This window comes from Tychonema sp. LEGE 07196, from assembly GCF_963890365.1.
GTDB lineage: Bacteria > Cyanobacteriota > Cyanobacteriia > Cyanobacteriales > Microcoleaceae > Microcoleus.
In genome coordinates this window covers 121216-145920 of record NZ_CAWPRX010000213.1, presented here as the reverse complement: position 1 = coordinate 145920, position 24705 = coordinate 121216, and the positions used below count along the sequence as shown (strand labels likewise).

Annotated in this window: 15 protein-coding genes and 1 pseudogene; 9 read left to right on the top strand and 7 right to left on the bottom strand. The window is 42.1% G+C overall.

Annotation, left to right across the window (positions count from 1 at the left end):
* Positions 1-28: 28 nt before the first annotated feature.
* Positions 29-1486: a DUF1822 family protein gene (locus tag AACV78_RS27315; protein WP_194008269.1), complete on the bottom strand. Its 1458-nt coding sequence runs from the start codon at positions 1484-1486 to the stop codon at positions 29-31.
* Positions 1487-1489: 3 nt separating this feature from the next.
* Positions 1490-3151 carry a sigma-70 family RNA polymerase sigma factor gene (locus tag AACV78_RS27310; RefSeq protein ID WP_194008270.1) on the bottom strand — a complete coding sequence of 554 codons (1662 nt, stop codon included), beginning with the start codon at positions 3149-3151 and terminating at the stop codon, positions 1490-1492.
* Between the two features lie 713 nt (positions 3152-3864).
* Between AACV78_RS27310 and AACV78_RS27305 the strand changes: the two genes are divergently transcribed.
* From AACV78_RS27305 to AACV78_RS27280, 6 genes are all read left to right on the top strand, one after another.
* Positions 3865-5022, top strand: a complete 1158-nt coding sequence (locus AACV78_RS27305) for a phosphotransferase (RefSeq protein ID WP_194008271.1) — start codon at positions 3865-3867, stop codon at positions 5020-5022.
* A gap of 26 nt (positions 5023-5048) precedes the next feature.
* A complete protein-coding gene (locus tag AACV78_RS27300) occupies positions 5049-6164 on the top strand; it encodes a T3SS effector HopA1 family protein (protein ID WP_194008272.1) in 1116 nt (371 codons plus the stop codon).
* Positions 6161-7195 (top strand): aldo/keto reductase, encoded by a 1035-nt coding sequence (locus tag AACV78_RS27295; protein WP_194008273.1) that lies wholly within the window; start codon positions 6161-6163, stop codon positions 7193-7195. Before AACV78_RS27300 ends, AACV78_RS27295 begins: the two co-directional genes overlap by 4 nt.
* A 173-nt stretch (positions 7196-7368) precedes the next feature.
* A complete protein-coding gene (locus AACV78_RS27290; RefSeq protein ID WP_194008274.1) occupies positions 7369-8127 on the top strand; it encodes a peptidylprolyl isomerase in 759 nt (252 codons plus the stop codon).
* A gap of 491 nt (positions 8128-8618) precedes the next feature.
* On the top strand, positions 8619-8801 hold the full coding sequence (locus AACV78_RS27285) for a hypothetical protein (RefSeq protein ID WP_194008275.1): 183 nt from the start codon (positions 8619-8621) through the stop codon (positions 8799-8801).
* A 387-nt stretch (positions 8802-9188) separates the two neighbouring features.
* The gene (locus tag AACV78_RS27280) at positions 9189-9449 is read left to right on the top strand and encodes a hypothetical protein (RefSeq protein ID WP_194008302.1); all 261 of its coding nucleotides are present in this window, start codon (positions 9189-9191) and stop codon (positions 9447-9449) included.
* Between the two features lie 229 nt (positions 9450-9678).
* On the opposite strand, the gene AACV78_RS27275 is transcribed toward AACV78_RS27280, so the two are convergent.
* From AACV78_RS27275 to AACV78_RS27260, 4 genes are all read right to left on the bottom strand, one after another.
* Entirely contained in the window at positions 9679-10425 is a 747-nt protein-coding gene (locus tag AACV78_RS27275; RefSeq protein ID WP_194008276.1) for a peptidylprolyl isomerase, read from the bottom strand.
* Between the two features lie 54 nt (positions 10426-10479).
* On the bottom strand, positions 10480-12186 hold the full coding sequence (locus tag AACV78_RS27270) for a beta-barrel domain-containing protein (protein WP_194008277.1): 1707 nt from the start codon (positions 12184-12186) through the stop codon (positions 10480-10482).
* 73 nt (positions 12187-12259) lie between these two features.
* Positions 12260-14995, bottom strand: coding sequence for an ABC transporter transmembrane domain-containing protein (locus tag AACV78_RS27265; protein WP_194008278.1), 2736 nt, complete (start codon positions 14993-14995; stop codon positions 12260-12262).
* 10 nt (positions 14996-15005) lie between these two features.
* Entirely contained in the window at positions 15006-15632 is a 627-nt protein-coding gene (locus AACV78_RS27260; protein ID WP_194008279.1) for a helix-turn-helix domain-containing protein, read from the bottom strand.
* A gap of 336 nt (positions 15633-15968) precedes the next feature.
* Between AACV78_RS27260 and AACV78_RS27255 the strand changes: the two are divergent.
* Positions 15969-16694 (top strand): annotated as a pseudogene (locus tag AACV78_RS27255) (IS1 family transposase).
* Positions 16695-16719: 25 nt separating this feature from the next.
* Here the strand turns inward: AACV78_RS27255 and AACV78_RS27250 are convergent.
* Positions 16720-16884 (bottom strand): hypothetical protein, encoded by a 165-nt coding sequence (locus AACV78_RS27250; protein ID WP_194008280.1) that lies wholly within the window; start codon positions 16882-16884, stop codon positions 16720-16722.
* Positions 16885-17327: 443 nt separating this feature from the next.
* Between AACV78_RS27250 and AACV78_RS27245 the strand changes: the two genes are divergently transcribed.
* Together AACV78_RS27245 and AACV78_RS27240 are read left to right on the top strand one after the other, a co-directional pair.
* Positions 17328-17696 (top strand): hypothetical protein, encoded by a 369-nt coding sequence (locus tag AACV78_RS27245; protein WP_228042025.1) that lies wholly within the window; start codon positions 17328-17330, stop codon positions 17694-17696.
* A gap of 582 nt (positions 17697-18278) precedes the next feature.
* Complete coding sequence (locus tag AACV78_RS27240) at positions 18279-24662, top strand: HTH domain-containing protein (protein WP_194008281.1); 6384 nt, start codon at positions 18279-18281, stop codon at positions 24660-24662.
* Positions 24663-24705: the final 43 nt, after the last annotated feature.

Below are 24705 nucleotides of genomic sequence, written 5' to 3'. Positions count from 1 at the left end.
TTTTGGTCGGCTGGTAATGATGGTTGATTTAAATAGTAAAAGGTTCTTTGAGGCTCACTCCGTTCACTGCTATTTTAACCTGGAAATAATCGTCGATCGCCGCCGTAAATTCATATTCAATTAGATTGTCAGCAGCATCCGTTTGTTCTTCAAAGAAAACTTCGTCATCTTCATCTAGGATAGTAAGTTGCAGATTTGGTGGCAGAATTGGCGATCGCTCAGGACGTAATAGCAGATGAACCTTGATTTTATCAGTTTCTTCGGGGGTGAGAGTCAGCACAAGCCGAAGTTGATCGCTATCAAGGCGCATCCCTAAATTAATAGTCTTACCAATGCCGACACCCGCACTCTCATTACTCGGATCAATTTTCCCCAAACTCACGGATGCTTCGCGGCGCAAGGCGTCATTTTCAGTCGTTTCCAGCAGGTGAGTCAGGGTGGCGATCGCTTCTTTATTTCCTGGTTCGAGGCCACCTAATAATTTAATCGCCTGCAATTGATTCTGGGGATTGCGCTTATTCTGTGAAATTTCAATCAATGTGGGAATGGTATTGTGACTCTTAAAGTTACCGTCCCTATAGGACAAAGCTCCTACCCTCCCATTAACTAAACTCTGGTCTACATTTCCCAACATCTCTGTAAACATTTGCTCACCTGTCTTCCAGCCATCTTGGAGATAATTCTTCATGCGCTGAAGTAAAAGTGCTGGAGTTGGACTCGCGACAACTGGCACAAAATTTGCTACACGATTGTGATACAATAATTGCCGATATTTGTCATTTGCCAAGAAAGCGGCCCACTGTTCAAAGGATACTTTCAGTCGGGGAGAATATAGCGAGGAATCGCTCAAAAGCTGTAATAATTTCGCCGCCTCCATCTCTGATAAATTAAGCACGGGAGCAACTTCTGCTTGCAAGTTTAATCCTAGAGTAATTTGCATGACAGTCAGAGATGCGGTCAACTCATCTATGGCTAAAGAATAAGTGCGATCGCCCGCACTGTATCTGCCTTGATGCTTCAGTTGCTGATGAGTCGCAAACCCGCAGACTTCCAGCCAACAGCGATCGTCATCATCCCCATCCAAATTCACCTGCACAGCCACATAATAATCACCAGCCCAACTAGGAATATCAACCCATTCCTGCGGCACACAAATTTCTTCTACATCTGACTCGTCACTGGGAATAAACACCAGTCTGCTATCACCAATCTGAATAGCTGTGCCGTTGACTACTTCCCAAATACTAGCAAGATCCTGACCGTGCCAGACTAAAGGTTGAGGGTTCTCTGGTTCCAGCCATTCAGAAAGCCAGTTAAATAAAGCATTTAAACAAGCGCCATTGAGATAACCATTGTAGCGAGAAATAGGATTAGAGTGATGTTGATTTTGTTGCCAAGCAGTCTCTAGGTCTACTTCGTCAATAGTCAAGCGCAGCCTATCAGAAATTTGAGACTCAAAGGGTTGGATTTTTGTGAATTCAAACATTTTTTATTCTCCTTTTTTGTTGTTAGCCATTAGAATTTGCAAGCATTCGTCAACGATAACATCCACTGTTTGGGAGGCATCTTCAGCCTGAAGAGAGAGATTCCGACTGCGACAGACAGCTCGAACTTGAGATTGATAAAAGCGCAATAACCAGTTGTCCACACAATCCCGCTGCCAAATTTCAAGTTCCGCAATTAAATTGGATTGTAAGTTCTGCTGAGATCGAGAAAGTATGGCATTCAACTCTAAGTTATTTATGCCCAGCATAATCGCAATCCTTTCTACGTTTAACTGCTGACCATAGTAGAGATGGAAAACAGTTTCCTCTTGAGATTCAAGTTTTTTGACAGCTTCAACTAAAGCTGCGTGAATTAAATCTGAATGCAGGGGAGCGCGGAAGTTTTTATGCAGCCATTGCAATACATATTTTTCGGACCATACTTCCGGCTGTGACATTTCAGCCATAGTTTTGATGAGTTTTGTTTTAATAGTATTCAGGCGACGAGAAATGGCAGATTGACTGATTCCTATTTTAATTTCTAGTTGTGTTTGCTTGATGCCGCAACCATAATAAAGCAGGAGAGTTTTGTGTTGATCTGGTTTAAATTCTTCTATCTGTTTGCGAAAAGCAGAGTGAACTTGCTGGCTTTTTCTGCCATTTTTCTCAGTATTTTCATCTGCTTCTATATCGAAAGATTCTTCGGTATTTGACTGAGATAAGTTTTCACCGCCTTTTTCCTCAAGTGATTCCCAGGGGATGTTGATGTTATGGTTAATGGGATTTTGGTAATTTTGTAATGCTTGAATACATAATTTCATCCAAGCTTGCACTTGCTCTTGATTGATATTTGAGCCAGCGGAGACTTCGTGAGGTGCATTCAAGAGGACCTTTTCTGCATTGTAAGATTCAGCGGTCTGCCGAAAGTCTTCAGTATCAGCCTCGTGCCATTTATCCCCTCTTTTCCTGACCGCAGGATTATAAACTTTGTTTAAGCTATAAACTTGTTTAAAACATTTGCGTGCAAAGATACATTGGGTAATTGTTGGTTCTGGAATCGCAGAAGTTTCTAGGGCTTCCCGAAGCAGTTTATCGGATTTTTTAACTAGCATTCGCCACGGCGAAAACTTACCTACAGACATTTTATCTCGGATATCTTGGCTCAAGGCAGCTTGAATGTAGGTATCTAAAGAAGCCTGACGATCGCAATCATAGGATTGTAACACGCGGCACAGATTGTCAGGATTGTAGATAAAAATGCGAGCAGAGCAGAGATACTCGTCCCAAAGCTGCTCCTGGGAGTTTTTCGAGACTTCTTTAGCTGCATAATAGCAGTTTTTTTCAAAGTAACTGGCCAAGTGTTCTAAGGCTAGTCTCTTGCGATTTCTGGGTTCCCATTCTTGAGAAATTGATGCCGTATTAATTGCTATTTTTCTCCAAAATAGTGCTAGATTTTGGCGGTGATTTGGCTGGGAACATAACTGTGCGAATTCTGGGTGTCGTTGTTGATACAACTTAAAATTGGTTCTGAGATGATTCTGGTTGTGCCACTCAATAATCTGGGCATTTTTGCTGGTATTCAGCATGAGATAGGTGCAAAATTCGTCGGTGTAATTTTGACGTTCCGGCAGTCGGGGAATATTTCCCTGGTGAGAAGGGTTGGTCATCTTAGTTTGTTATCGAAGAACAATAAAGGAGGAATTGAGCCAGAAGTTTTGAGTTTACAGCAGCCTCGCTGGAGAGGAAGCTGTTGGCCAGTACAGAGGCTCAGAGGTTTTTGACTCGGAGTCATGGGGGAAATTGGGCGACTGAAGCATAGTGGCTGGAAGAGCGTCCTCTAAAGTGTGCTACTAACTTATTGGTGTCGTCAGCCGACATTTATGCGGGTAGCTCTGAGTTGGGGATGCAGCATTGTCTCTGAGCAAGGCAGTAGCAGTGCATCTGTTGCTTGCCCCCGTGCTGAGGCTGAAAGTGGGGCTGGTGTCTAACTCTTGAGACATAACTGCTTGAGTTGGAGTTACAACAGTCCAGCTTCTGGGCGCATTCCTCCAAAAGTGGGGCGCTAGACCTCACAGGCAGTCCCAGAATATCTGGCTGGTTGCCTCTGTCATTGCATTGTCCCACAATCGACTGCGATCGCCCTCCAGTTCTAAAATTCAGTCCTCAAATGCGATCGCCTCTGGCTGTTAGCTAGCTCGATCGCCCTTACTTATTCAATTGAGCAGCTTTTGAACAATTTGCATAAATTAGCAGACATAATTTTGAATGTTTTAGCTAAAAACTCGCCTCAACTTAAGAGATAAACTTACTCCGATTGTCTAAGATATTGACAATTACGAAATTTCCCGATCGCACAAATTGATTTGCATATTTTTGAACAATGGCACTTCTTTTAAGTTCCCATAACGTTGCCAAGTATTTAAGAGATGTAGAGCTCTGTACCGATACAGAGCCAGACCTCTTTCATGTAGATTCCGTTGCCGCTAAAAACTTTAACCTGTTAGTAACTCTTTCCAACGGTTATAAATACCTTGTCAAGCAGGAACGCTATGCCTCTGATGGCAAAGCTGCTGGCGAATTTCTCAACGAATGGCGAATTCAAGAGTTTTTACAGCTATTCCCCGAACGGGACAGCTTGCGTTCGTTATTGCCAGTAGTGTCGCATTTTGATGCGGAAAATTCCATCCTGGTTTTCAACTACCTAGATGACTGCCGCGATTTAGCTGATTTCTATGCAAAAGAGAATGTTTTCCCGATCGCGATCGCATCCTCGATCGGCACTATTATCGCTACCATCCATCGCTCAACCTTCAACCGTAAAAATTATCAAGAATTCTTCGATCGAGATACTGACAATGAAGTAAAATGTTTGGTGCCTAACTTAATTCGCAGTTTAGAACGAATCACCCCCGAAATCTTCGGTTTAGTTCCCGCAGACGGTTTAAAGTTCTTCGTTCTCTACCAACGTTACGAAAGCCTCGCGCAAGCAATAACAGAGCTTTCTACAGCTTATAACCCTTGTTGCTTGACTCACAACGATCTAAAACTCAATAACATCCTCATTCACCAAGATTGGCAACAATCCGATCGAAACATTGTCCGACTAATTGATTGGGAACGTTCTGCTTGGGGAGATCCCGCCTTTGATTTAGGAACTTTAATCGCCAGCTACCTGCTGGTTTGGTTGAGTAGTTTAGTCATCAGTCAGACACTCACGATCGAAGAATCGTTGCGATTAGCCGCAACTCCTCTCGAACAGATTCAGCCTTCAATTAATGCTATGACGGTAGCTTATTGTGATACCTTCCCAGAAATAGTAGAACACCGCCCCGATTTCTTAAAGCGAGTCGTGCAATTTGCTGGGTTGGCATTAATTCAACAAATTCAAGCCACAATCCAATATCAAAAATCTTTTGGCAATACCGGAATTTGTATGCTCCAAGTTGCCAAAAGTTTGCTGTGCCGTCCCGAACAATCAATGCCAACTGTTTTCGGCAGTGCTGCTACTAGCCACACTCAACTCAACCAAGCCGCTTAAAATATTCCCTCGCGATGCAACTCGATATGCAACTAATTGATTCTCCTCCAATTCAACACTCAAATTCTATTGAAAGCAGGTTGTTAGATACCCTGCAAGACATCATCAAAGTACAAATTCAGCCTGATTTCTGTATTCTTCACCCCGATTACAAACCGTTAGAACTTCCTGCGGAGGTAGTCAACCGCTTTAAAGGAATGCCAGCAGAAGTTCAAAATCTATATATCAACTTGCAACTTCGCAGTTTCCTGTACGGTATCCATTATAATGGTTCCCTGAAAAATGCCCTTGCACCAGATGCAAATTCAGATGCCAAATCCCTGTATCAAAATTTAGAAAATAACACCATTCTCGGAGTAGATTTAGCCTTTTACGATCGATTGCACGAAAATAATGATGGAGAAGGCTACTTCGAGCCTGATTGGGTTGCAGTCAGGCAAGAAACTGACGGTAGTTTAGCTGTTAATAAAGGCGGGTTAACTTTACATATCGATCGAGAATACCACCTTCAATCACATCAAAAAAATGCTGGCATTGGCGATTGTGTCACTATTCGGATGCCCAAAAATTTCGTTCAAAACGGATTTTACATGGCAGTTGGGAACGCCGGGCCGCAAAGTTACGATACAGACAAACCTTTGGAAACAGTGCGCGTTTACTTTAACTTAACTCCTGAAGGTGCAGTTGCAGTTATGGGCAAGCTGACGCACCGGCTCAATGCTATCTTACTTCCCTTTACTTTTAAAGTGTTATACAACCCCGGTGATTACGGGCGTTATGACTCAGGAGTTCTCTACTTTGAAAAAAGTAGTTATGAAGCAGTCAGGCTAGTTTTACAAACAGTATATGCAGAGGATAAAGCACATTTCAAAAAAGAAATTCCCTTATTTACCAAACCGCTAGCGCCTGGTTTAGGGCTAGCAGAAGAACCAGACTACAAATTTGCAGCCCAAGAAAGCTTCGGGATGAACCGCTGCCAAATTGTGGCCAATGGCTTATTAGAAGCTTGGCACAAAGGAGATGAGTTACCAGAAGCGCGAATCAATGCTATTTTTAAGCACTTCTCGCTAGTGGGGATTGACTGGCAGCGTGCCTATCTCAATGCGAATTCTGAAGATATTTATACAGCTTTAGAACTATGAAAATAACCGATCTCGCTTTACCATCGATCGCTTCTTCAAATGCGATCGCTCCTTCAAATACGATCGCTTCTGTAGTTGATAATTTCCCACCGTCTGATTTGCCGTTTTACCGCAAGCTGGGACGCACCGATTTAACTGTTAGTTGTCTGGGATTAGGAGGCGGGGGCGGTATTTCTAGCGATGATACTCTTTACGCTTTCGATCGAGGAATTAACTACTTTTTCTATTCCAGCGACTTGCACCACTATATCTACAGTTCGATGGCTGATGCGCTGCGAAAATTATGCGATCGCCGTTCGTCAGTGCGGGAGAAAGTGGTGCTGGCGACGGTGACTTATATCAAAAGTCCAGAAGCAGCGATGGCAGCATTGTTGGATCAGTTTGTGGAACTGGGAATTGACTATATTGATGTTTTGTTTTGGGGTTGGTTCGGCACTAATGACGGACAAGCTTTACAAGATTGTTTGCAGCTTTCTCCTGATTTGAGAGGCAAAAATTCGGTTTATCAGCGCACGATCGAAAGAATGTTTGGGACTTCCGAACGCCTCAAAAAAATGGGTGCTGTGCGTTATATTGGTGCGTCGTTCCACGATATCACTTTGGCTCGGCAGTGGTTGGATAGTCCGCTGTTAGATGTGGTGATGGTGAGGCATAATGTCGCCCACCGTTCCGCTCAAAGTCAGATTTTCAATCAGTTGGATACGCAAGATGCAGAACGACCGGGGATAGTTACTTTTAAGTCTACAGGTTCTCATTCCGGTGCGCTTTGGGATATTCCGGCTGGTTTGCCTGCGGGATGTTGGCAACCTTCTGTGCCGGATTTGTATCGCTATTCTTTGAGCCAAAACTGCGTGGATGTCTGTTTGGCAGGTTGGCAAAGCCGGGAAGAGATAGATGCTGCGATCGCAGGTATCCAAAAAGGTCAATTAACCCCTGCTGAATTGGATTATCTCAATGTTTATGGCGATTTGCACCGCAACCGTTTGAAGGTACAGGAAGTGCTACCGGAACGATTGCTGTACTGCGCTTAGTTGCGCTTAGTGGCGATCGGCTACCTCATAACACCAATTCACTAATCCCAGACGCCTGTTTTATTTGGGTTGGAGCAACAAAATATCGAAGCTCTCTAAACAAAATAAATCTGGTTTCTCCTTCCTAATTACCATTTTGTCAATTTTGTCAATCAAATACACAGGATAAAACCATGCAAGAAACTTTAGAAAAATTGGTGTTGCCAGAAATTTTACCTGCAAGTGATGAAGCTGTTGTTGCCTACCTGCGCCATTCTTACAAATTTGCTGAAATGGCAGCACTGGCTGAACGAGATACCCTAATTTTGGCAGTTTGCCAACAGCTTGGCATCAGTATTTCTGATGAGGAATTGCAAGCGGCGGGGGATGCTTTTCGCTTGGAACACAAGTTGCTGGGCGCATCTGAAACCTTGGCTTGGTTGGGAAAACAGCGAATTAGCCCTGAAGATTGGTCGCAAGGAATTCGAGTATCGTTACTGACTCAGAAGTTGAAAGAGCATCTTTTTGGAGAAGTGGTAGATAATCATTATATGACCAACCGGGATGATTATCGGCGGGTGGCTTTGTCTCAGATTTTAGTTCGCGACTTGACAGAAGCTTTGAAAATTGCCCAATCGTTAAGGGTAGAAAATGCTTCTTTCTGTGCGTTAGCTTTGGAACACTCGAAGGGGAAGCGATCGCAACAAAATGCTGGCTTTGTGGGGATTCGATTTTTGGCGGAATTGCTACCGGAGATTGCCAAGGCTGTTGCTGAGGCGAAGGAAGGTGAAGTGGTTGGGCCAATTCAGACGAAGTTAGGTTATCACATTCTGAGAATTGAAAAGCGGTTTTCTGCTGAATTGGGTGAAGTCAGGGAACAGGTTTTAGAATCGCTGTTTCAGACTTGGTTAAACGCGAGAAGCAATTCTGATATTGGTGATGAAATGCGTTAATGAGACGATCGAGGTTTGAAATTCTCAACTGGGTAGCTAAGCAGTCGCGCGTTTAACTTGTGTAATTTGGAGCCTGCACCCCACGATAAGCCAAAAACAGGTCAAAAAATTAGATGCGCGACAGATTAATAAAGAATAGCTTTTTAAGCGCGATGCCTACCTCTGATTAAATTCAGGGGTAGGACTTTTATTTGTTGGGACGATAGAATACAAAAACGTCTCAGCATCCAGTGTTTTTAGACAAAATTGTTTTACTTTTAACTTTATTAATGCCCCTATAATTTGTTTGGAACCCTACTTACGGCACCTTTTACCATAAATATCTAGGATCGTGTAAATAAAAGGATAACTTCTTATTGATAATTTTATGTCTTCCCAAGTGTTTCGTTTATATTGCAAATCCTATTTGATTGAATTTTAATAGTAAATAGGATTTAGGCAATCAAAAGTCTAGATGTCAGAAAGCCATAAATTTTGGAGGACATTCATCAATGGCTACAATTACAATCTCCGATCTGCGTCCCGCCGGTTCCGAACTGTTTCAAGATTCAGAAAGTTACCTTAATAACCTAACTGAGAGCGAAATGGAGGAGCTGCTAGGTGGCGGTTGGTATCTCAAAGGCTCTATCAATCAGAATGGAGTTTGGGTTCAGTTTAGTTGGGCATGGCGGTAAATTAAAGAGTGTAAACTTTTGATTTCCAGCAATTACAGCACTTTTGCTGGTAATTGAGGTACAGAGACTTCCCGGTAATTTCTAGTAACCGGAGTTTAGAGTGTACTTTATAACCATGCAATCTGCTGTAAATATCATTTCATTACTTTGGAGGACATTTCACAATGGCGACTATCAAAATTTCTGACTTGCATCCTACTGGATCAGATCTTTTTCAGGATTCTGAAAACTATCTCAATGAGCTAACGGATGACGAGCTAGATTTAACTCATGGGGGATTTAGTCCAGCAGTTTCTTTTGTTACTAGGGCTGTTAGCGGGTATGTAGTTTCACAAGTTTTTTCCCTACTTTTTAAACCCATAAAAGTTTACTAAAACGGGATTTCAAATGTTTCTTTTACTATCAAATGGAGGTAGATTATCTATACATCCATTTGATAGTAAACTTGGCAATTTCTCAGAAATAAATTATCCAATGGCAATCATCAAAATCACCAATATTTCTCCCAAGGGGACTGAACTATTTCACGATCCTGAAAGTTTCCTAACAGAACTAAAGGATGAAGAACTGAATTTAACTGGTGGAATTTATTACACTTGGTTCTTTCGTAAGTTACCACCTTCCGGTTTTCCTGTATTTTGGGCATAAAATTTAAACCCATTACGGTTGGCGTAATAAAGTTGAAATCCCAGACAATTTCTCAGGCAAATCATTAAAATCGCTAACACACTACTGGTTTTGAAGTCCACGATTCTGAAAACTACCTGAATCAGCTAACATATGAGAAGCTGTTATCTAGGTAGAAAGAATAGATAGCCCTCCGACACTCTCGGAGGGCTATTACATTTATGAAACGTGGGATTATAAATTTGGCAGTTTATATACTTAAATCTAAGTCGATCACAACTTCTACTTCCTCAACTTGCTGCTTCACCCAACCGCTAAACAAATCAGAAAGAATTTGATACCCCAGTTTCTCATCCAACTGCGGTTTAATCACTTCCTCAACCAAAATCAAATATACCCCCTTAGCACCCACAATTGGCTTCAAAACCTGTGGCGGTTTAGCAGCAAAAACAGCAGCAGAAATCTCCGCCTTCATCTCCCCGCGCCGCACAACTCCCCGATATCCCCCACGACGGCGCAACTCAGTATCCTGAATATATTGATGAGCAACTTCAGGAAAAATCATCTCCCCCTCTTGCAAAGCATAAAACAGTTCCATCGCCAAATCTTCATCATCCAAAACCACTTCATAAATCACCGCGCCAGCATAATCCAATTGATGTTCCACAAACCAAGGCTCTACCTTATCTGCAAACAAATGTTGCGCCAATTTTCCAGACATCACATTTGTATAAACCATTTCCTCAAAATCATCTAAAGATAGGCAATTTTTCTTCAACCATTCCCAGGTTTCATCAGCAGTCTTCAGTTGGCTGATTAACCGAATATTATCTGCTGCTTGCTGTAATTCTTCAGCCTCCACTTTAATCCCCGCCTCCGCTGCTGCATCCATTACTACCTTCCGAGTAACAATTTGCTCCACAATAGAAGGAATTTGGCAGGATAACTTGACTTGCTGAAGGATATCTTGAGCCGAAATAGTAATAGCTTGTGACATGACACTCTCCTAAAAGGTAAAATTGATTCAATAATGGGTAGATTACCCGCTAAATTACAGCTTTAAATCGCCTTTTTGTAACTTCTTAAACGGGTCAAGAATAAAGTCAATCAGGCGACGCTGACGGATAATTATTTCAGCCGTAGCTGGTTGACCAGATTTGAAAGGAATACACTTACTCTTTGGTTGAAGACAACTCTGAGATAACTCAATTTCCACATCATAAGTAGTTACATTTCCTTGCGCTGTTTGCGTAATCTTAGAATTGGGGGATACCCAACTCAATTTGCCTTTCACAACTTCGTAATCCTGGAAAGGATATTCATCAAATTTCAGATTGGCATCTTTCGCTTGATTACCTGAGCGTAAAGACTCGCTTTCGGAAGTAAGAATCTGTCCCTTGAACACCAGGCCAGTACCCTTTCTTGCGATCTCAGCAATCAATTGTTTAGGTTGTACTACTGCACCTTCTCGGGTAATAGGAAGTGAAAAAATAGTACCATCAAAATCTGAACGAATCAAATATTTCTTGAGCTGCTCTTTAAGAGAACTAATCTGATTTTTTGTTTGTTCGATTTCTGATTGAACACCCGCAATTTGCGTATTCAAATCAGTAAGCTGCTGTTCTATTTTCGAGACAGCTATTGTTCCCGATTGAACCAAGCTTTGATAACTGCGTTTTTGTTCTTCCAAACGCAGCTTACCTTGCTCAATATCCGATTGAGCTTGGCGAATAATTCTCTGGTAGTTACCCTGCTGCTCTTTTAGACGCAGTTCAGCTTGTTTAATATCAGACTCAGCTTGGTGAATAATCTTCTCATAACTACCTTGTTGTTCTGTTAAACGAGATTCTGTTTGGGAAATATCTGATTGCGCTTGTCGGCGTTGTTGATAGTTTTCTTCTACCGATTGTACTATTTCTGCAAGTCGGTCTTTTGAAATCGCACCGGCATCAAAAACTGTTTTATAGCGTTGGAATTTTTCCTCAGCCTTTCCCAAACGAACTGCTGCTAAATTATAAGCAGCTTTGCTAGATTCAATGCTTTTCCTTACTTGAGCAACTTGGGCGAGTTTTTCTTCTTTTTGGAAGTTGTAAGTAGCCTTCAAAGCATCAAAACTCTGCTGTGCTTGTGCCAATTGTGCGATTTTCTCTTCTTTTTGAAAGTTGTAAGCAGTTTTGAGGGTATCAAAATTCTGCTCTGCTTGAGCGACTTGTGTTTGTTTTTCCAATTCTTGAACTTTACTTTGTTGCTGTTGAGCAGCAATAGCAATCCCAAACTGATTTTTCTGGATTTCTAACTGGCTAAGCCGATTTATTTGTCCTTCTAATTTAATTTGATTTTGTTGAATTTCATCACGAATTGATTTAGAGTCTAGTTCTACTAAAATCTGGTTAGCTTTTACCTCATCCCCTTCTTTGACGCGCACTTTAACCACTGCAACGCTACCTTGAATATCTGCTTCTCGCTTAACGGTATTTCCCTTAAGTTCAAGCCTTCCTCTAGCAGAACCTGTTTCATCCACCTTGTAAAGCATTGACCAAGGTAAAACGATACCTACAAAAATTACCAAAAAATACAGTAAGCCTCGCGTCCAAGTTTTTGGCAAAGTATCTAGTAATTCCTTGGTAGCATAAGACCAATCATCAGTATGAATAACTTTGTCATTTGTAGAGTTAGGAAACTCTTTTTCAGTCGATAAAGTTTCTAATTCGTGGGAGTTAAGCTCGGAGGGAGAAAATGAGTTTGATGAGTTAGGCATATTTGACAAGAGTTAATAGTGGTTTTCAGACCATGTAAGGAAAAGTTGGGTAACTTTTGTGTTGGGCTATCTTTCACCCTGCAACATCCAGTTGTTGCTGATTGAGATAGAAATACTGCCCGCGTTTAGCCATCAACTCTTCGTGAGTTCCTTTTTCCACCAAAACGCCTTTATCCAATACCAAAATTAAGTCAGCCTTACGCACTGTTGAGAGGCGATGAGCGATAATTATGGTGGTGCGATTTTTGCGAATATTGGTGAGATTATTCTGAATAATTCGCTCGGATTCAGCATCGAGGTGACTGGTGGCTTCATCAAAAACTAACAGTTGGGGATTACCTAATAAAGCACGAGCGATCGCAATTCTTTGTCTCTGTCCTCCCGATAACATTCCTCCACCTTCCCCAATTTGGGTTTCGTACCCCATCGGCAGTTTTTTGATAAACAAATCGGCCCCAGCTTGTCGCGCTGCTTCAATAATTTCTTCTAGGGTAGCTGATGGTTGTCCGATGGCAATATTTTCGCGAATTGTACTGCCAAATAAGAAGGTATCTTGGTCAACTACACCTATTTGAGAACGGAGCGATCGCAACAAGATACTGTTTATATCTTGACCATCAATTAACACCTTTCCATCCGTAGTAGGATAAAGCCCCAAAATCAGCTTAGAAATCGTTGTTTTCCCAGAACCACTACGACCCACTAAGGCTACAGTTTGTCCTGGTTTAACCTCAAAAGTGAGGTTTTCCAAAACATTGATATCGCTTTCTGGATGATAGCGGAAAGTAACCTTATCAAAACGAATGTGACCGTTAATAGGGGGTAAAGATTGCCGCGATTTTTGCTGTAAATCTTCTTCTGGATCTGCTTCGATTACATCATGGATGCGTTCGATCGCTATTACCACTTCCTGCAATTCATTCCACAGCACAGTCAACCGCTGAAAGGGATGAATAACATTACCTAGCAGCATATTAAAAGCAACTAATTGGCCTGGTGTAAGTTCACCTTGAATTACTAAAGACGCACCAAACCATAACAAACCTGTTGTCACTAAAGCCTCGATAGTACCGCTGAATACCTGAAGTCTATTCCCAATCACTTGCCCGGCAAAATTGCTTTTAACTGACTTATTCAGTAATTCTTCCCAATGCCAACGAACAGTTTGTTCGACCGCTAAAGATTTGACAGTACGAACACCAGTGAGTGCTTCGATCAGATAACTGCTTTCCCCTGCCAGAGCATTAAAGATATCCCTGGAAGTTCTTTGCAAAAAAGGAGTAGCAATTAATGCTAATAAGATAAATGGTGGAACAATTGCTAAGGCCAGCAAAGCCATTTTCCAACTATACCATGACATTAGTCCTACGTAGATAAAAACCGTCAGTAAATCCAGCAAGATAGACAACGCTTCGCCAGTCAAAAAACGTTGAATTTTATGATTTTCTTGAACGCGGGAAATGATGTCACCTACATAGCGCGACTCAAAGAAGTTGAGAGGCAAACTAAAGGTATGTCGGATAAACCCAACAATCAGCGCTAAATCGACTCTATTTGCTGTTTGGTCTAGTAAATATTGTCGCAGTCCAGTCATAGCTACTCGGAACAAACTAAAAATTAGTAACCCTACTCCAAATGTGGTTAAAGTTAACTGACTTTGGCGTTTCACTACGTTGTCCAAAATCATTTGAGTGAATAGTGGCGTAATCAATCCAAAAATTTGGATAAATACGGAAGCTATGAAAACTTCAAACAGTACAAGAGCGTGCGGTTTAGCTAACTCAAAAAACTGCCAAAATGGGGTACTGTATTCTTTGGCATCTCTAATTAAAGCTGTGGGTTGCAATAACAAAGCATTGCCAGTCCAACTAACTTTAAATTGGGCATAGGTAAGGGTACGTTGACCGATGGCTGGATCGGCTATGATGACGTGCTTGCGGGTGATTTCGTAGACTACAACGTAGTGCTTGCCTTCCCAATGCGCGATCGCAGGTAGATTTTGTTTCGCCAATTGGTCTAAACTGGCATTCACGGGTCTAGTAGAGAATCCGATACTTTCTGCTGCTGCTGATAAACCTCGTAAAGAAGATCCATTGCGATCGACATTAGCCATATCCCGCAGGTGATTAACGCTAAAGCGCTTACCCCAATAGCGAGCTATCATTACTAAGGAAGCAGCACCACAGTCGGATGCACTTTGCTGTGCAAAAAATGGATAGCGGCGGATAATTCGCTGCCACAAGTGACCCGCTTGCAATGTGGGACTGGGAAAGTAAGCTTTACTAATTTTTTTCTGTTTTTTTGGCTCGACAGGCAATTGGCGATTGGAAAAACTATTCCCGCTTTCAGTCTTTTTTTCGTTCGCTATAGAACTGTCAGTTCCTCTGAGCAGCGAATCTCGGAAAACAGCCTGGTAATGAAGATGATCTCGGATTTTGGGATATTTGCGAATCAGGTGAGAAATGTACTCACAGGGAAGAAAACACAGTGTTGATGAGTCTTTGGTAGCTTTTGCTGAGTAAGGTTCCAAGGACTCTTCAGCAAACAAGGTTAGCTCGCCAAATGATTCGCCTGCTTTCAATGAAAGGGGTCTATCATCCAGACTATGAGTTAATCTTACTTTCCCTACAATAATGATGTAGATGCCACCTTCAGCATTTTGTGAATTCCAAAATTGTCTTACTGGCTGAGGCTCTATAACTTGAATATTTCGACGCACTTCTGCCAGTTCTTTTTCTAGAAAAGATTGTCCTAATGTTTTTTGCAGTAAATCATTAGAAATCAAAAAATCTGGTTGATTCTGAAGCATAGTTGCAATCTCAATGTATGGAATTGAAAGGCCAAAAATCGGGGGAAACTGAAACAGAGGTTTCTGTGAGATCGCGGATCGAAAGGCGGTTGCCTCCTTGAGTTGTGGTATCTTCCACAGGAGCGGGTTTGGGTCGCGTAGACAGTCCCATATCTTTGAGCAAGCGATTGATATGGCGATCGCTCAGTTCAATGCCGAATTCTTTAGCGAGATGCTTGCTTAACCATTGTCCTGTCCAGCGCCGGAACGAGTAACCGTAATCGCGGGGGCTATTGCTAGTAAGTTCTTTCAACCGTTCTAGGTACTGGTCATTTACGGTTTTAGGCCGGCCAATTGGGCTGTCACTCCAGTTGTGCGCTTGGCCAGCCTGTGCCATCAATATCCAATGGCGAGCCGTCCCTTGAGAACATCCCAAGATTTCACAGATTTTGGTTTGACTTTTACCCTCCGCAGCCAGCAACATAATTTGGATGCGCTGGCGGTACAGTTCGGGTAAATTGCCTTCCAGACTTTTTTGCAAGAGTTTGCGTTGAAAAGGTGTCAATAGCTGGTGCTGGTTAAGGCGCGAGGGTTTATAGCACTCACTATCAGGTAGCTCGTCTGGGCCACTGTCGCACTGAAAGGGATCGCGTGACATATTGGAAAACTGATGGGACTCTAAAACCTTATTTGGAGACACAAGGATCTCAATATGCAGTTATGCACCTATTTTGTCTGTTCCACCCCCACCATCAGGCTGTTAGAACGGAACTTGCCCCCGGAGAGGGTAGTTCCATGGGTAGTAATAAATATGTAGTGAAGTTTAATTACAGTAATTGAATATATATGATAATTTTATAAATGACACAATCAAATTTTGTGATTTTAATATTTCTTTACGCGCTCGAATGTAGATTTAGTTACACTTATGCTATCATGACTAAACTATTGCTAGAATTCTTGATATCTGCCAACATTAGTTTAGTCATGTAATCTGCTATTTTTACGACCAGACTGCCCTGATTGTGGTTCAAATCACATAGTTAAAAATGGTAGAATTCATAATAAAAAACCCAAATACAAATGTCAAAGTTGCGGTCGCCAAGAAAGTCGAAAATCCGACAAACAAAGTAATGAGCTTCGGAAACAAAAGATTTAATCGAGCGACTTCTTTTGGATAAAATTTCTTTGGCTGGTATAGCTAGAACCACGGGTGTTTCTAAAAAATGGTTACAGGATTACGTAAATAATAAATATGCCTCAATCGCACGCACAGTAAAGGTTAAACCTAAAAAAAAAGTCAGATTGAATGTTGAATGTGATGAACTGTGGTCATTTGTAGATTGCAAAGAAAATAAGCAATGGGTGTGGCGCCGCAATGGATAGAGAAACCAGAGAAATTATTGGTGTTTATATTGGCGATCGTAGCCAAGAAGGAGCAAAACAATTATGGAATTCTCTACCTCCTGTATATCGACAATGTGCTGTTTGCTATACAGATTTTTGGCAGGCTTATGCTTGTATTTTTCCTTCGCTACGCCATCAACCAGTTGGTAAAGACAGTGGAAAAACTAATCACATTGAAAGATTTAATAATACTTTGCGCCAACGTGTTTCTCGGATCGTAAGAAAGACTCTTTCATTTTCTAAAAAGTTAGAAAACCATATTGGTGCTATTTGGTATTTTCTCCATCATTACAACTATGTTTTGAGCCAATAAATATCTAATCACTACATATTTCTCACTACCCACCAACAATATGATGTGGAATGCCCCGTTTGTGGCGGCACTGGAGAGCTTCCAAACTCCGCCGAACTCCCGAACCATTGCCCCGCTTGCGGCGAACCTGTCCGCACTGGGGAGACATGGTGCGATCGCCATAAACCAGCAGAGCAACTTGAGTAGGCATTAAACTCAGATAAGTGCCAAGAGAGAAGGTTTACAGCTTATTCCAGGTTTATAAAGTACAGAAGCTGCAGGTTGCTAACCTGTTTTTTAGTGCTTATATTTGACCCAATAACGTGCATATGCCAAGGAAAATATCACCCCAGATAGCTAATTGTTGGCGAGAAATGACGTAAAAAAGCTTTCAGTTATGGCCACGATAATTCGCTCGGGTTAAACTCACGAGAATAGGATGATACATTCAGGATACATAAGTTGCATTGTCAATAATCTAAATTATTATGGTATTTTAGCTATCGTACAATAAAACATTTTCAAAAATCTAATTCTGCTTAAATTTTTCGGCGTTGGTGAACTGAGGTATGATTTGGCTCTCACCGCTGACGCATGGAAGCGTTGACATGAACACCAAGAAACGCAAACCACTGAGGGTGCGGAAAATGGGTTATGGGTAAGCTTCATTTCTCAGAGCCCATCTTTACACCCAATAAAAACGGTTTAAGTTTTAATAAGATACTCGATACGCTGTTAGCAATGGGAAATTATCGCCCCATGCCCGAAACTAGCATCATTCATTTTATTTTCTACCCCGCCGACACACTTTACTTGCTAACAGAAAACCGAGATACAACGGTGTCTCAGTTTTTAGACTTTGGCAAAAAGTGGCGGGCTGACTCGGTTGAAGTATGTGATGAAAAAAATGAGGAGTACGGCTGGCAACTCAAAAATCGGTTTATAGCTAGACTGGAGGTTACACTTTGGGGTGACAGTCCTCAACAAGCTCAGGATGTAATCGTTATTTCCTGGTGGAATTAACCTGATAGGGTGACAACCACCCTGAAACGCTTGTGTATAAAGATGATTGTGCCATAAGAGCAAGGGCAAAGATTAAAGCTTATTGACAGGTTTATTGACCATAGCTTGTTCATGCGATCGCCTAAAAACGATTAACTGCGTTATTTGGTATCATTAAGTGATGATCGCAGTTGAGTAGCCTGTTATTATTGAAGGGGCTCTTTTGTCAAGAAATTACACACCACCCACAAAGAAGGGCAAGAAATTATACCTTGCGTCGATGAACATCTGGTCAACGAGATATAAGTTAGTAAAATGACATCATTTACAAGACAGGTCAATATGCATGGCTAAAACGACGTAAATTCGTTAAGCTTATCTTGTCCGAGCTTGCTAGTTCCAATCCGGATCAACCGATTGATTTCGGTGAAAATACGAGTAACAAGTCGAAGAAAGCAAGGAAAAATTGAATCCTTCGGTGTTGATTTGGCTATCCCTCTACCCAATCTACGGCAATGCTGAGTCCACTAAGACTCATGGCGGTTGCAGAGTCCTCAGCCAGTAGGAACTCTACAGTTAAATACACAGAATCTCTTAATATTGATGGTATCTTCTAGAGTTAACCCCAACTTCCCCCCCCCATTTTATGAATTGGGAGAGTACGACTTCCAAGATATGTGCTGTGATGTGTTCGACGTAGAACCGGGAATAGCTACTTGCAACGTCTATGGTACACGAGGACAAGAACAGCATGGGATTGACCTTTTGGCTCATTGTGATGATGGTATTCACATTGAAGTAGTTCAGTGCAAGTGTTATAAAAAGTTTCCACCTCCCAAAATCAAGGAAGCGTCTGATGACTTTCTGAAACATATTGACTACTGGCGATCTCATAAGGTTAAGCGCTTCATCTTATTGGTTGGCTGTGAGTTAACTGAAACGAAACAACAACAAGAAATTCTGGCACAAAAGCAACGTTTTGTGACCTCTGGCATTCAATATGAAGTTTGGTCAGCAAGTATATTACGCAACAAATTAAGTCCTCATCGTGCAATTGTTTATCGCTACCTAAAGTCGCAGGAGTGGGCGGAAAAAATTTGTGGTACTGTACTACAGCAATACCCACAATCCCCAGAAATTTCTCAAGGAACACAATTGGCGTTTGGTGTTCTTAGTTCCAAGATTGGACATTTATCCTCTGAGTTGTCGAAGGAAAAAGCTAAACAGCTAGACGCATTCCGGGAATTATATCGGCAAGGATATTTGCAGCGTGCATTTGCCTGTCTCAAAGTCCTACGGGATGACCCAAACTGGGAGGTATTTGAGAAGCCCCTACAAGCAAAGATTTTGCAATCCCTATCAAGCTATATCCTTAGTGTCGAACATGATATTGAGAAAGCTAAAAAATTAGCAGAACAAGCCCGTGCCATTCTTCCAGAGGGAGATGATACTTTCCTGCAAGCTTTGATTAGCTATCACACTCAAGGTGCAGAAGCTGCCCTGAGAATGATTAGCAGCCCGTCCAGTATTGATATTTTCAATCTCGAACTAAGCTTGTTATTAGAACTAGGACGTACAGAGGAGGTTATTACCAAGCTGCAAACCTTGCCTCAAGGTTTAGAACCAGACGCTGAAACTAACCGCATACACGCATTAGCACTTTTGGACAAAGGGGACATTGCTAGTGCTTTGATAAAGATTCAACAAGCTCGTTATGAAAAACCCAATTGGGAGAATATTAGAGCATCTGAGGCTACTATTCATTACTTTAGTATACTCTCACCTGCCATTCCCAAACAGTTAATTGACTTTCCTCAACCTGTTGATTGGTCACTCATCAAACGTGATGACGAAAGTTTGCAGCGCCTACGCAAAGCAGCAAAGGAATATAAGCAACTTGTCTCTCAAACTGAGCGAGGGGAGGAACAACGGAAATATTGGCAAATATGGCATCTGGCTTGCTTAGCGAACGATCCAGAGCGTCAGTCAGAGGCTCACGATTTATGTTCCGCGCTAATTACCGAAGATCCAACTAACCCACAAGCAATCATTTGGAGAACGGCTCGCAACTACGACATTGATTTATCTACGAGTCAAAAAGCTTTAAAAGCATTGGTGCAGGAAGGAAGTAAGGATCTTGCTCGCATTGTTGCTTTGCTCGGAATATACCTTTACTTGGACACTCCCCAGCCTGCCCTAGAACTTCTACATCGTACAAGGGAAACGTTTGAGCAGACTGGGCATCAAGATGTCTGGCTCATCTGGCATATACAAACCCTAGCGATAGATGGAGATGTGGAAACCGCGCTTCAAGAAAGCGAAACTTTTAGCAACCCTGCTGTTCGTCGCAGCATTCGGGCGGCAATTCTGCGAGAACAGGCTCGGGTGAACGGTAACTGGCAGGCATTTGCTGAGTATCTAGAGACGTGCTGGCAGGAAAGCCGTAACGGTCAATATTTAGCCAAAGCTTGCCAGCTCCAAGCTAGTTTACAAGACTGGGCTTATGTTGCGGATAGAGCAGATGATTTGGTGAATTCGGTGGGAACACCTGATGCCCTCAGTCTAGCAGCACAATGTGCTGGGCAAGCGGGTCGCTTCGAGCAATGCTTTCAGCTATTGAATGATCATCAAAAGTTTTTTCCAGGTAGTAATTTGCCTCCCTATCTGCGCCGTTTGAGAGCCAATTGTCAGGCAAAGTTGGGGTTGATCTCAGAGGCAGTTGCTGATGCACAAGAGTTAGTGCGATCGCACGAAACAGTCGAAAATCTCGTAAACTTGATGAACCTTTACCTAAATCAGGGAGACTTGCGAGGACTAGCAATGACTGCTTGTCGTCTATTAAGGCAAGAAGATGTCCATCCAATTTCCTGGCTCTGGGCAGGTAGATGTCTGCTCTCAGAAGACCCTGGGTTAGCACGTCAGCTATGGCAGAAGGCAGTGACCGCACCGATTGAAGCGGAGGTTTTAGGAGAAGTCATTAGCCTGGGATATAAACTGGGACTAGATCGGGAGATTGAACCTTTTGTGCGTCAGGCGCAGATCCTTGCCATGAAAGGAGAAGGTCCGTTTCAGGCAGTGAGAATTAAGGAACTTCTGGAGCTACAGCAGAAGTGGGCAGAAAATGCAGCTTTAATCAATCAAAAATACCATAACGCAGAACTTCCTATTCACTTCATTGCCCAGATACAAAAATTGGCGCTTACTCACTTTTTCCACATCCTTCCTAGAGAGAACGCGAACAATCCTAATCCCCATTATCAGGCAGCAGTGCTGGCGCGTTATGGTGCCCGTCCCTTCCCAGAAGGGTTCGCAGACTCAAACACTCAGTGGCGCTTGCATCTAGACATATCAGCTTTATTGCTAGCTGCTCACCTTGGGATTTTGGATGCAGTGGAACAGCGATTTAGTCCAATTCGGGTTTCAGTGATGCTACCGGCTGCCCTTTTGCAAGAAGGCGAGCACTTTGTACCGCATCAGCCCTCTCAACTAGATAGTTATCGCCAAATCTTGCAACTGAACCAATCTGGAAAATTGCACGAAATTCCTCAGTCTTTGAACATAAAATCTGATGAACTAATCGAAAAATTAGGTAAGCAATCAGCCATTCTCCTAGAGAAAGCTTGTGTTGATAATGGATTCGTGGTTGAGTTCTTGCCATTAGAACGGCTTGATGCTGATGGTGTGATACAACCCGTTGTGTTAGACGAGACATATCGACAAAGGTTTATCAATTGTCGTGCGCTAGTCGAGGCGCTGAAAGAACAGGGAGTTTTATCTAAGAGTGCCTATGAAACGGCGGTGAAAAATCTGGGAGATGAGAGTTCGGCAGATTTACCACCAAAGTTACCGACTCGGAATGACTTGATATGCTTGAACTCTGAACTGGCTCTTCTCTTAGCTGGCTCAGATTTGCTAACACGAGTGTGTTGCTATTTTCGAGTATTTGTGACGCATCAGTGTGTTTGTGATGCACGGGTGGCACTCAATGACAGCGAATCTTCGGCTAAGTCTTTGAGATGGCTTGGAGAGCTTAGAGAGCGAGTCTCAACGGGACTAGAGCGAGGAATATACGAGGCGATCGTACTGCCGGATGCTGGCTATGACAGAGAACTTGAGTTGCAGCAGTCTTCGAGTGCAAATGAATTAACAGCCTACCACCTATTCACCCATACACCTCAACTAGGTGACGCGCTCTGGATTGACGATCGCTTCTTCAGCCAATATCCACACCGAGATAGCAGAACACCAATTATCGGCGTACTGGAAATTTTAGAGGCGCTACAGGTTAGCGACGATCTAAGTGAAACGAAATACTACGAAAAAATTTTGCAGCTACGTGCAGGTAATATTCGGTATATTCCCATCACGACTAAAGAAATCCTTTATCATCTGAAGCAAGCTAGTGTAAGAGATGGCAGAGTTCTGGAAACTGAAGATCTCGCTACTATCCGCCGTTATGTCGCTTCGTGTTTGCTGGATTCACACAGACTTCAACGTCCTCCAATGTCTGAAGGATCGATTAGTCCTGAAGGTGAAATAAGGTTCGTTTTTGAGTGTTTTTCCGCAACAGAAGGTGCAATAAGCAATGTTTGGGCAGATATCAATTTTTCCCAAGAGATTGCTGCTGCCTATTCTGATTGGATTTTAGCCAATTTATATACTGGTACTTTTGGTGTCCGCCATCTATGGCCCAACGTTGATTCAAACAGTGATGGACTCGATCTAATTAGCACTGACATTTGCCAACTGTACCTTCGAGGTATTCAGTTGCGGAGAATAGAAATAGAAAATAATGATAACCGTGAGACTCTCAGTCGGTGTCAGCAGTATTTTAACTGGCTTGAACAGCGGATTACAGAAAATCGTTTTAGAGGAAATCCAGAAATAGTTACTTCTGTAGCACGATTAATTAAAGATATTATTCTTCACCAAGGGTGGAAGCAAGAATGGGACGAATCCTTGCAAGTCATAAGGTTAATATGGGAAGAGTTTTATCGGGTTCTTCCGAGTATTTTAAAAGAGGAAATGAAAACCCATCCTGAGTTGATGGCTTATTTGCAAATTCAAATAGTTGAATCTATCAATTTAACGCTGCCAGATTTATCTGCTCCCCTTGTATTTCCTGCATCAGACTTTTTTGCCGCAATCGCCACATCTGTTAATGGTGAAGAAGCAAATCTTGCAGCCTTACAGCCGCAAGTTACTTTTAAAATTCGGGCTGTTCAGGATGGTTCTTCTATTCAATTTTGTTTTATCAATCAAGCCGACTTACCTATCTACTCATGGCATGATGATGTGATGCTACTGACATCAAACGATCCCAATGTACGTGAGCAAGTCTTGCGATCTCATCGTTTCTGGTTTGACTGTGATAATGCAACCTTTGAAAGGGTCGTCAGTGAAATCGTATCTACTACAGATTCCCGCAAGCGCGTTGACCAAGCAAATGAATGGCGTGAGCACTCGGCAGCAGTTTTCTACTCATCTTTTGAGGAGAAGCTTCATCAGAATCACAATATTACAATTGATGACTTAATTCCTCCATCAGGCGCGGGATTACTCAGACATTTTCACCTCAAACAGTATGCAACAGAAAGCTTGAGTTTTCGTGAAAAACTAAGTCGGGCAGCAGAATCCTTGTTAGCTGCTGAAGGACTTGAAATTTGCATAGAACGCCTTTCTTGCCTTCCAGTTAAACTTCCTGTACAGGTAAGAGAGGAACTTAGAAAGTTGCCATCAAGCGAGAGATGGGCTGTGCTAAAGAGACTTTCCTCCCGATTAATTTCTCCAGTATGCAAGCTACATCTGATCGATTTAGCCCTGCTTTCTCCGGACTCAACTGCCTTAGTTCAAGATATCCTTGACGAACTTTATGGCGAGGTCGGTGAACTTCAATTCCGGTTATTTCAGGCAATTCTCAATCTCCTCAGTGGTGAATTTAGTTATTGGCACGAGGCTAAAAAGTGGTTGCCTTCAATGCGGCTAGCAATGATTTGGGCACAGGCAAGCAAGCTATATAATTTACTATATCACCCCACAATTCCATTAGAGGAATTTGCTCAACGACTAGAGAACTATTCCAAGCATAGACCAATTAATGCCGATTTTCTCGATCGTAATCCTGAATTCTGGAATGACGTTCTCCACCCGAGGCGGCTGAGCAGAATGGCGCTGGCTGTTCACGGACTTGCAGCAATCTTAGCAGAGCATAATGCTGAGGTTCTCAAAGCAGTAAGAGTAGCTGAAAAAATGATTGCATTTGCCGTTATAACTATTGAAGATCAGCAGTACCTTACCCCAGAGTTAATTAATGATTACTCAACCCTTGCTCAAGATAACTTGGGATCTTTTTTAGGAGGTAACCGTAGTGAATATTTGGTTTATATTTTTGGTCAAAAATTAGGAAAAGAAATTATTTGTGAGGACTTGAAAGCAATAGTAGAAAATGCAATAGATGATGCTTTTTTAAATCCCTCAGTTTCTAGAGAGAAATGGCAGTTGATTCTTTTTCTGATTGGAGACTTGCCAATTTACAAGGATTTAGCAGAAAAACTTAGCAACCTATTGAACAACCTTAAGATGGTTGATCTTTACCGAGCAGAACCATCTACTTTATTTTATGCCTTGAGGGTTGCCTCGGCTCATGCAGTAAATAGTGGAGATGAAAACCTTAGATCTAAGTTAGAGCAGCAATTAGTTGAAATCGCTGGACTAATCAATACTCAAGAACAACAAGAACTAGTAAGTCATGAGATTGCGAACCATATTCTTGAAAGTGCGCTGAGCCTTGCTGCCAGGGCAAACGATCCACGTACAACAAGCCATTCTTTAAACATTTTACTTGAAAGGATTGTTTCTGCTTGGCCACGTTTTACAAGTGTATGTGCTAATCGCCTCTCTAGAGTAGTTCAAGAATTACCTGCTAATCAGCTACACGGAGGCTGGAAAATAGTTTTGTTACTTCGAGCTTTGCGTAACAATGAATAATAAATAGAATTGGCTAAATAAATTATGAGGAAGCAAGATAAAA

Bases quoted from the DNA above. Each gene is read 5' to 3' on its own strand.
- AACV78_RS27280 (WP_194008302.1), top strand. From the start codon at position 9,189: ATGTTTCTTTTACTATCAAATGGAGGTAGATTATCTATACATCCATTT.
- AACV78_RS27250 (WP_194008280.1), bottom strand. From the start codon at position 16,884: ATGCCTACTCAAGTTGCTCTGCTGGTTTATGGCGATCGCACCATGTCT.
- AACV78_RS27310 (WP_194008270.1), bottom strand. From the start codon at position 3,151: ATGACCAACCCTTCTCACCAGGGAAATATTCCCCGACTGCCGGAACGT.
- AACV78_RS27265 (WP_194008278.1), bottom strand. From the start codon at position 14,995: ATGCTTCAGAATCAACCAGATTTTTTGATTTCTAATGATTTACTGCAA.
- AACV78_RS27295 (WP_194008273.1), top strand. From the start codon at position 6,161: ATGAAAATAACCGATCTCGCTTTACCATCGATCGCTTCTTCAAATGCG.
- AACV78_RS27305 (WP_194008271.1), top strand. From the start codon at position 3,865: ATGGCACTTCTTTTAAGTTCCCATAACGTTGCCAAGTATTTAAGAGAT.
- AACV78_RS27270 (WP_194008277.1), bottom strand. From the start codon at position 12,186: ATGCCTAACTCATCAAACTCATTTTCTCCCTCCGAGCTTAACTCCCAC.
- AACV78_RS27260 (WP_194008279.1), bottom strand. From the start codon at position 15,632: ATGTCACGCGATCCCTTTCAGTGCGACAGTGGCCCAGACGAGCTACCT.
- AACV78_RS27245 (WP_228042025.1), top strand. From the start codon at position 17,328: ATGGGTAAGCTTCATTTCTCAGAGCCCATCTTTACACCCAATAAAAAC.
- AACV78_RS27240 (WP_194008281.1), top strand. From the start codon at position 18,279: ATGGTATCTTCTAGAGTTAACCCCAACTTCCCCCCCCCATTTTATGAA.
- AACV78_RS27275 (WP_194008276.1), bottom strand. From the start codon at position 10,425: ATGTCACAAGCTATTACTATTTCGGCTCAAGATATCCTTCAGCAAGTC.
- AACV78_RS27290 (WP_194008274.1), top strand. From the start codon at position 7,369: ATGCAAGAAACTTTAGAAAAATTGGTGTTGCCAGAAATTTTACCTGCA.
- AACV78_RS27300 (WP_194008272.1), top strand. From the start codon at position 5,049: ATGCAACTAATTGATTCTCCTCCAATTCAACACTCAAATTCTATTGAA.
- AACV78_RS27315 (WP_194008269.1), bottom strand. From the start codon at position 1,486: ATGTTTGAATTCACAAAAATCCAACCCTTTGAGTCTCAAATTTCTGAT.
- AACV78_RS27285 (WP_194008275.1), top strand. From the start codon at position 8,619: ATGGCTACAATTACAATCTCCGATCTGCGTCCCGCCGGTTCCGAACTG.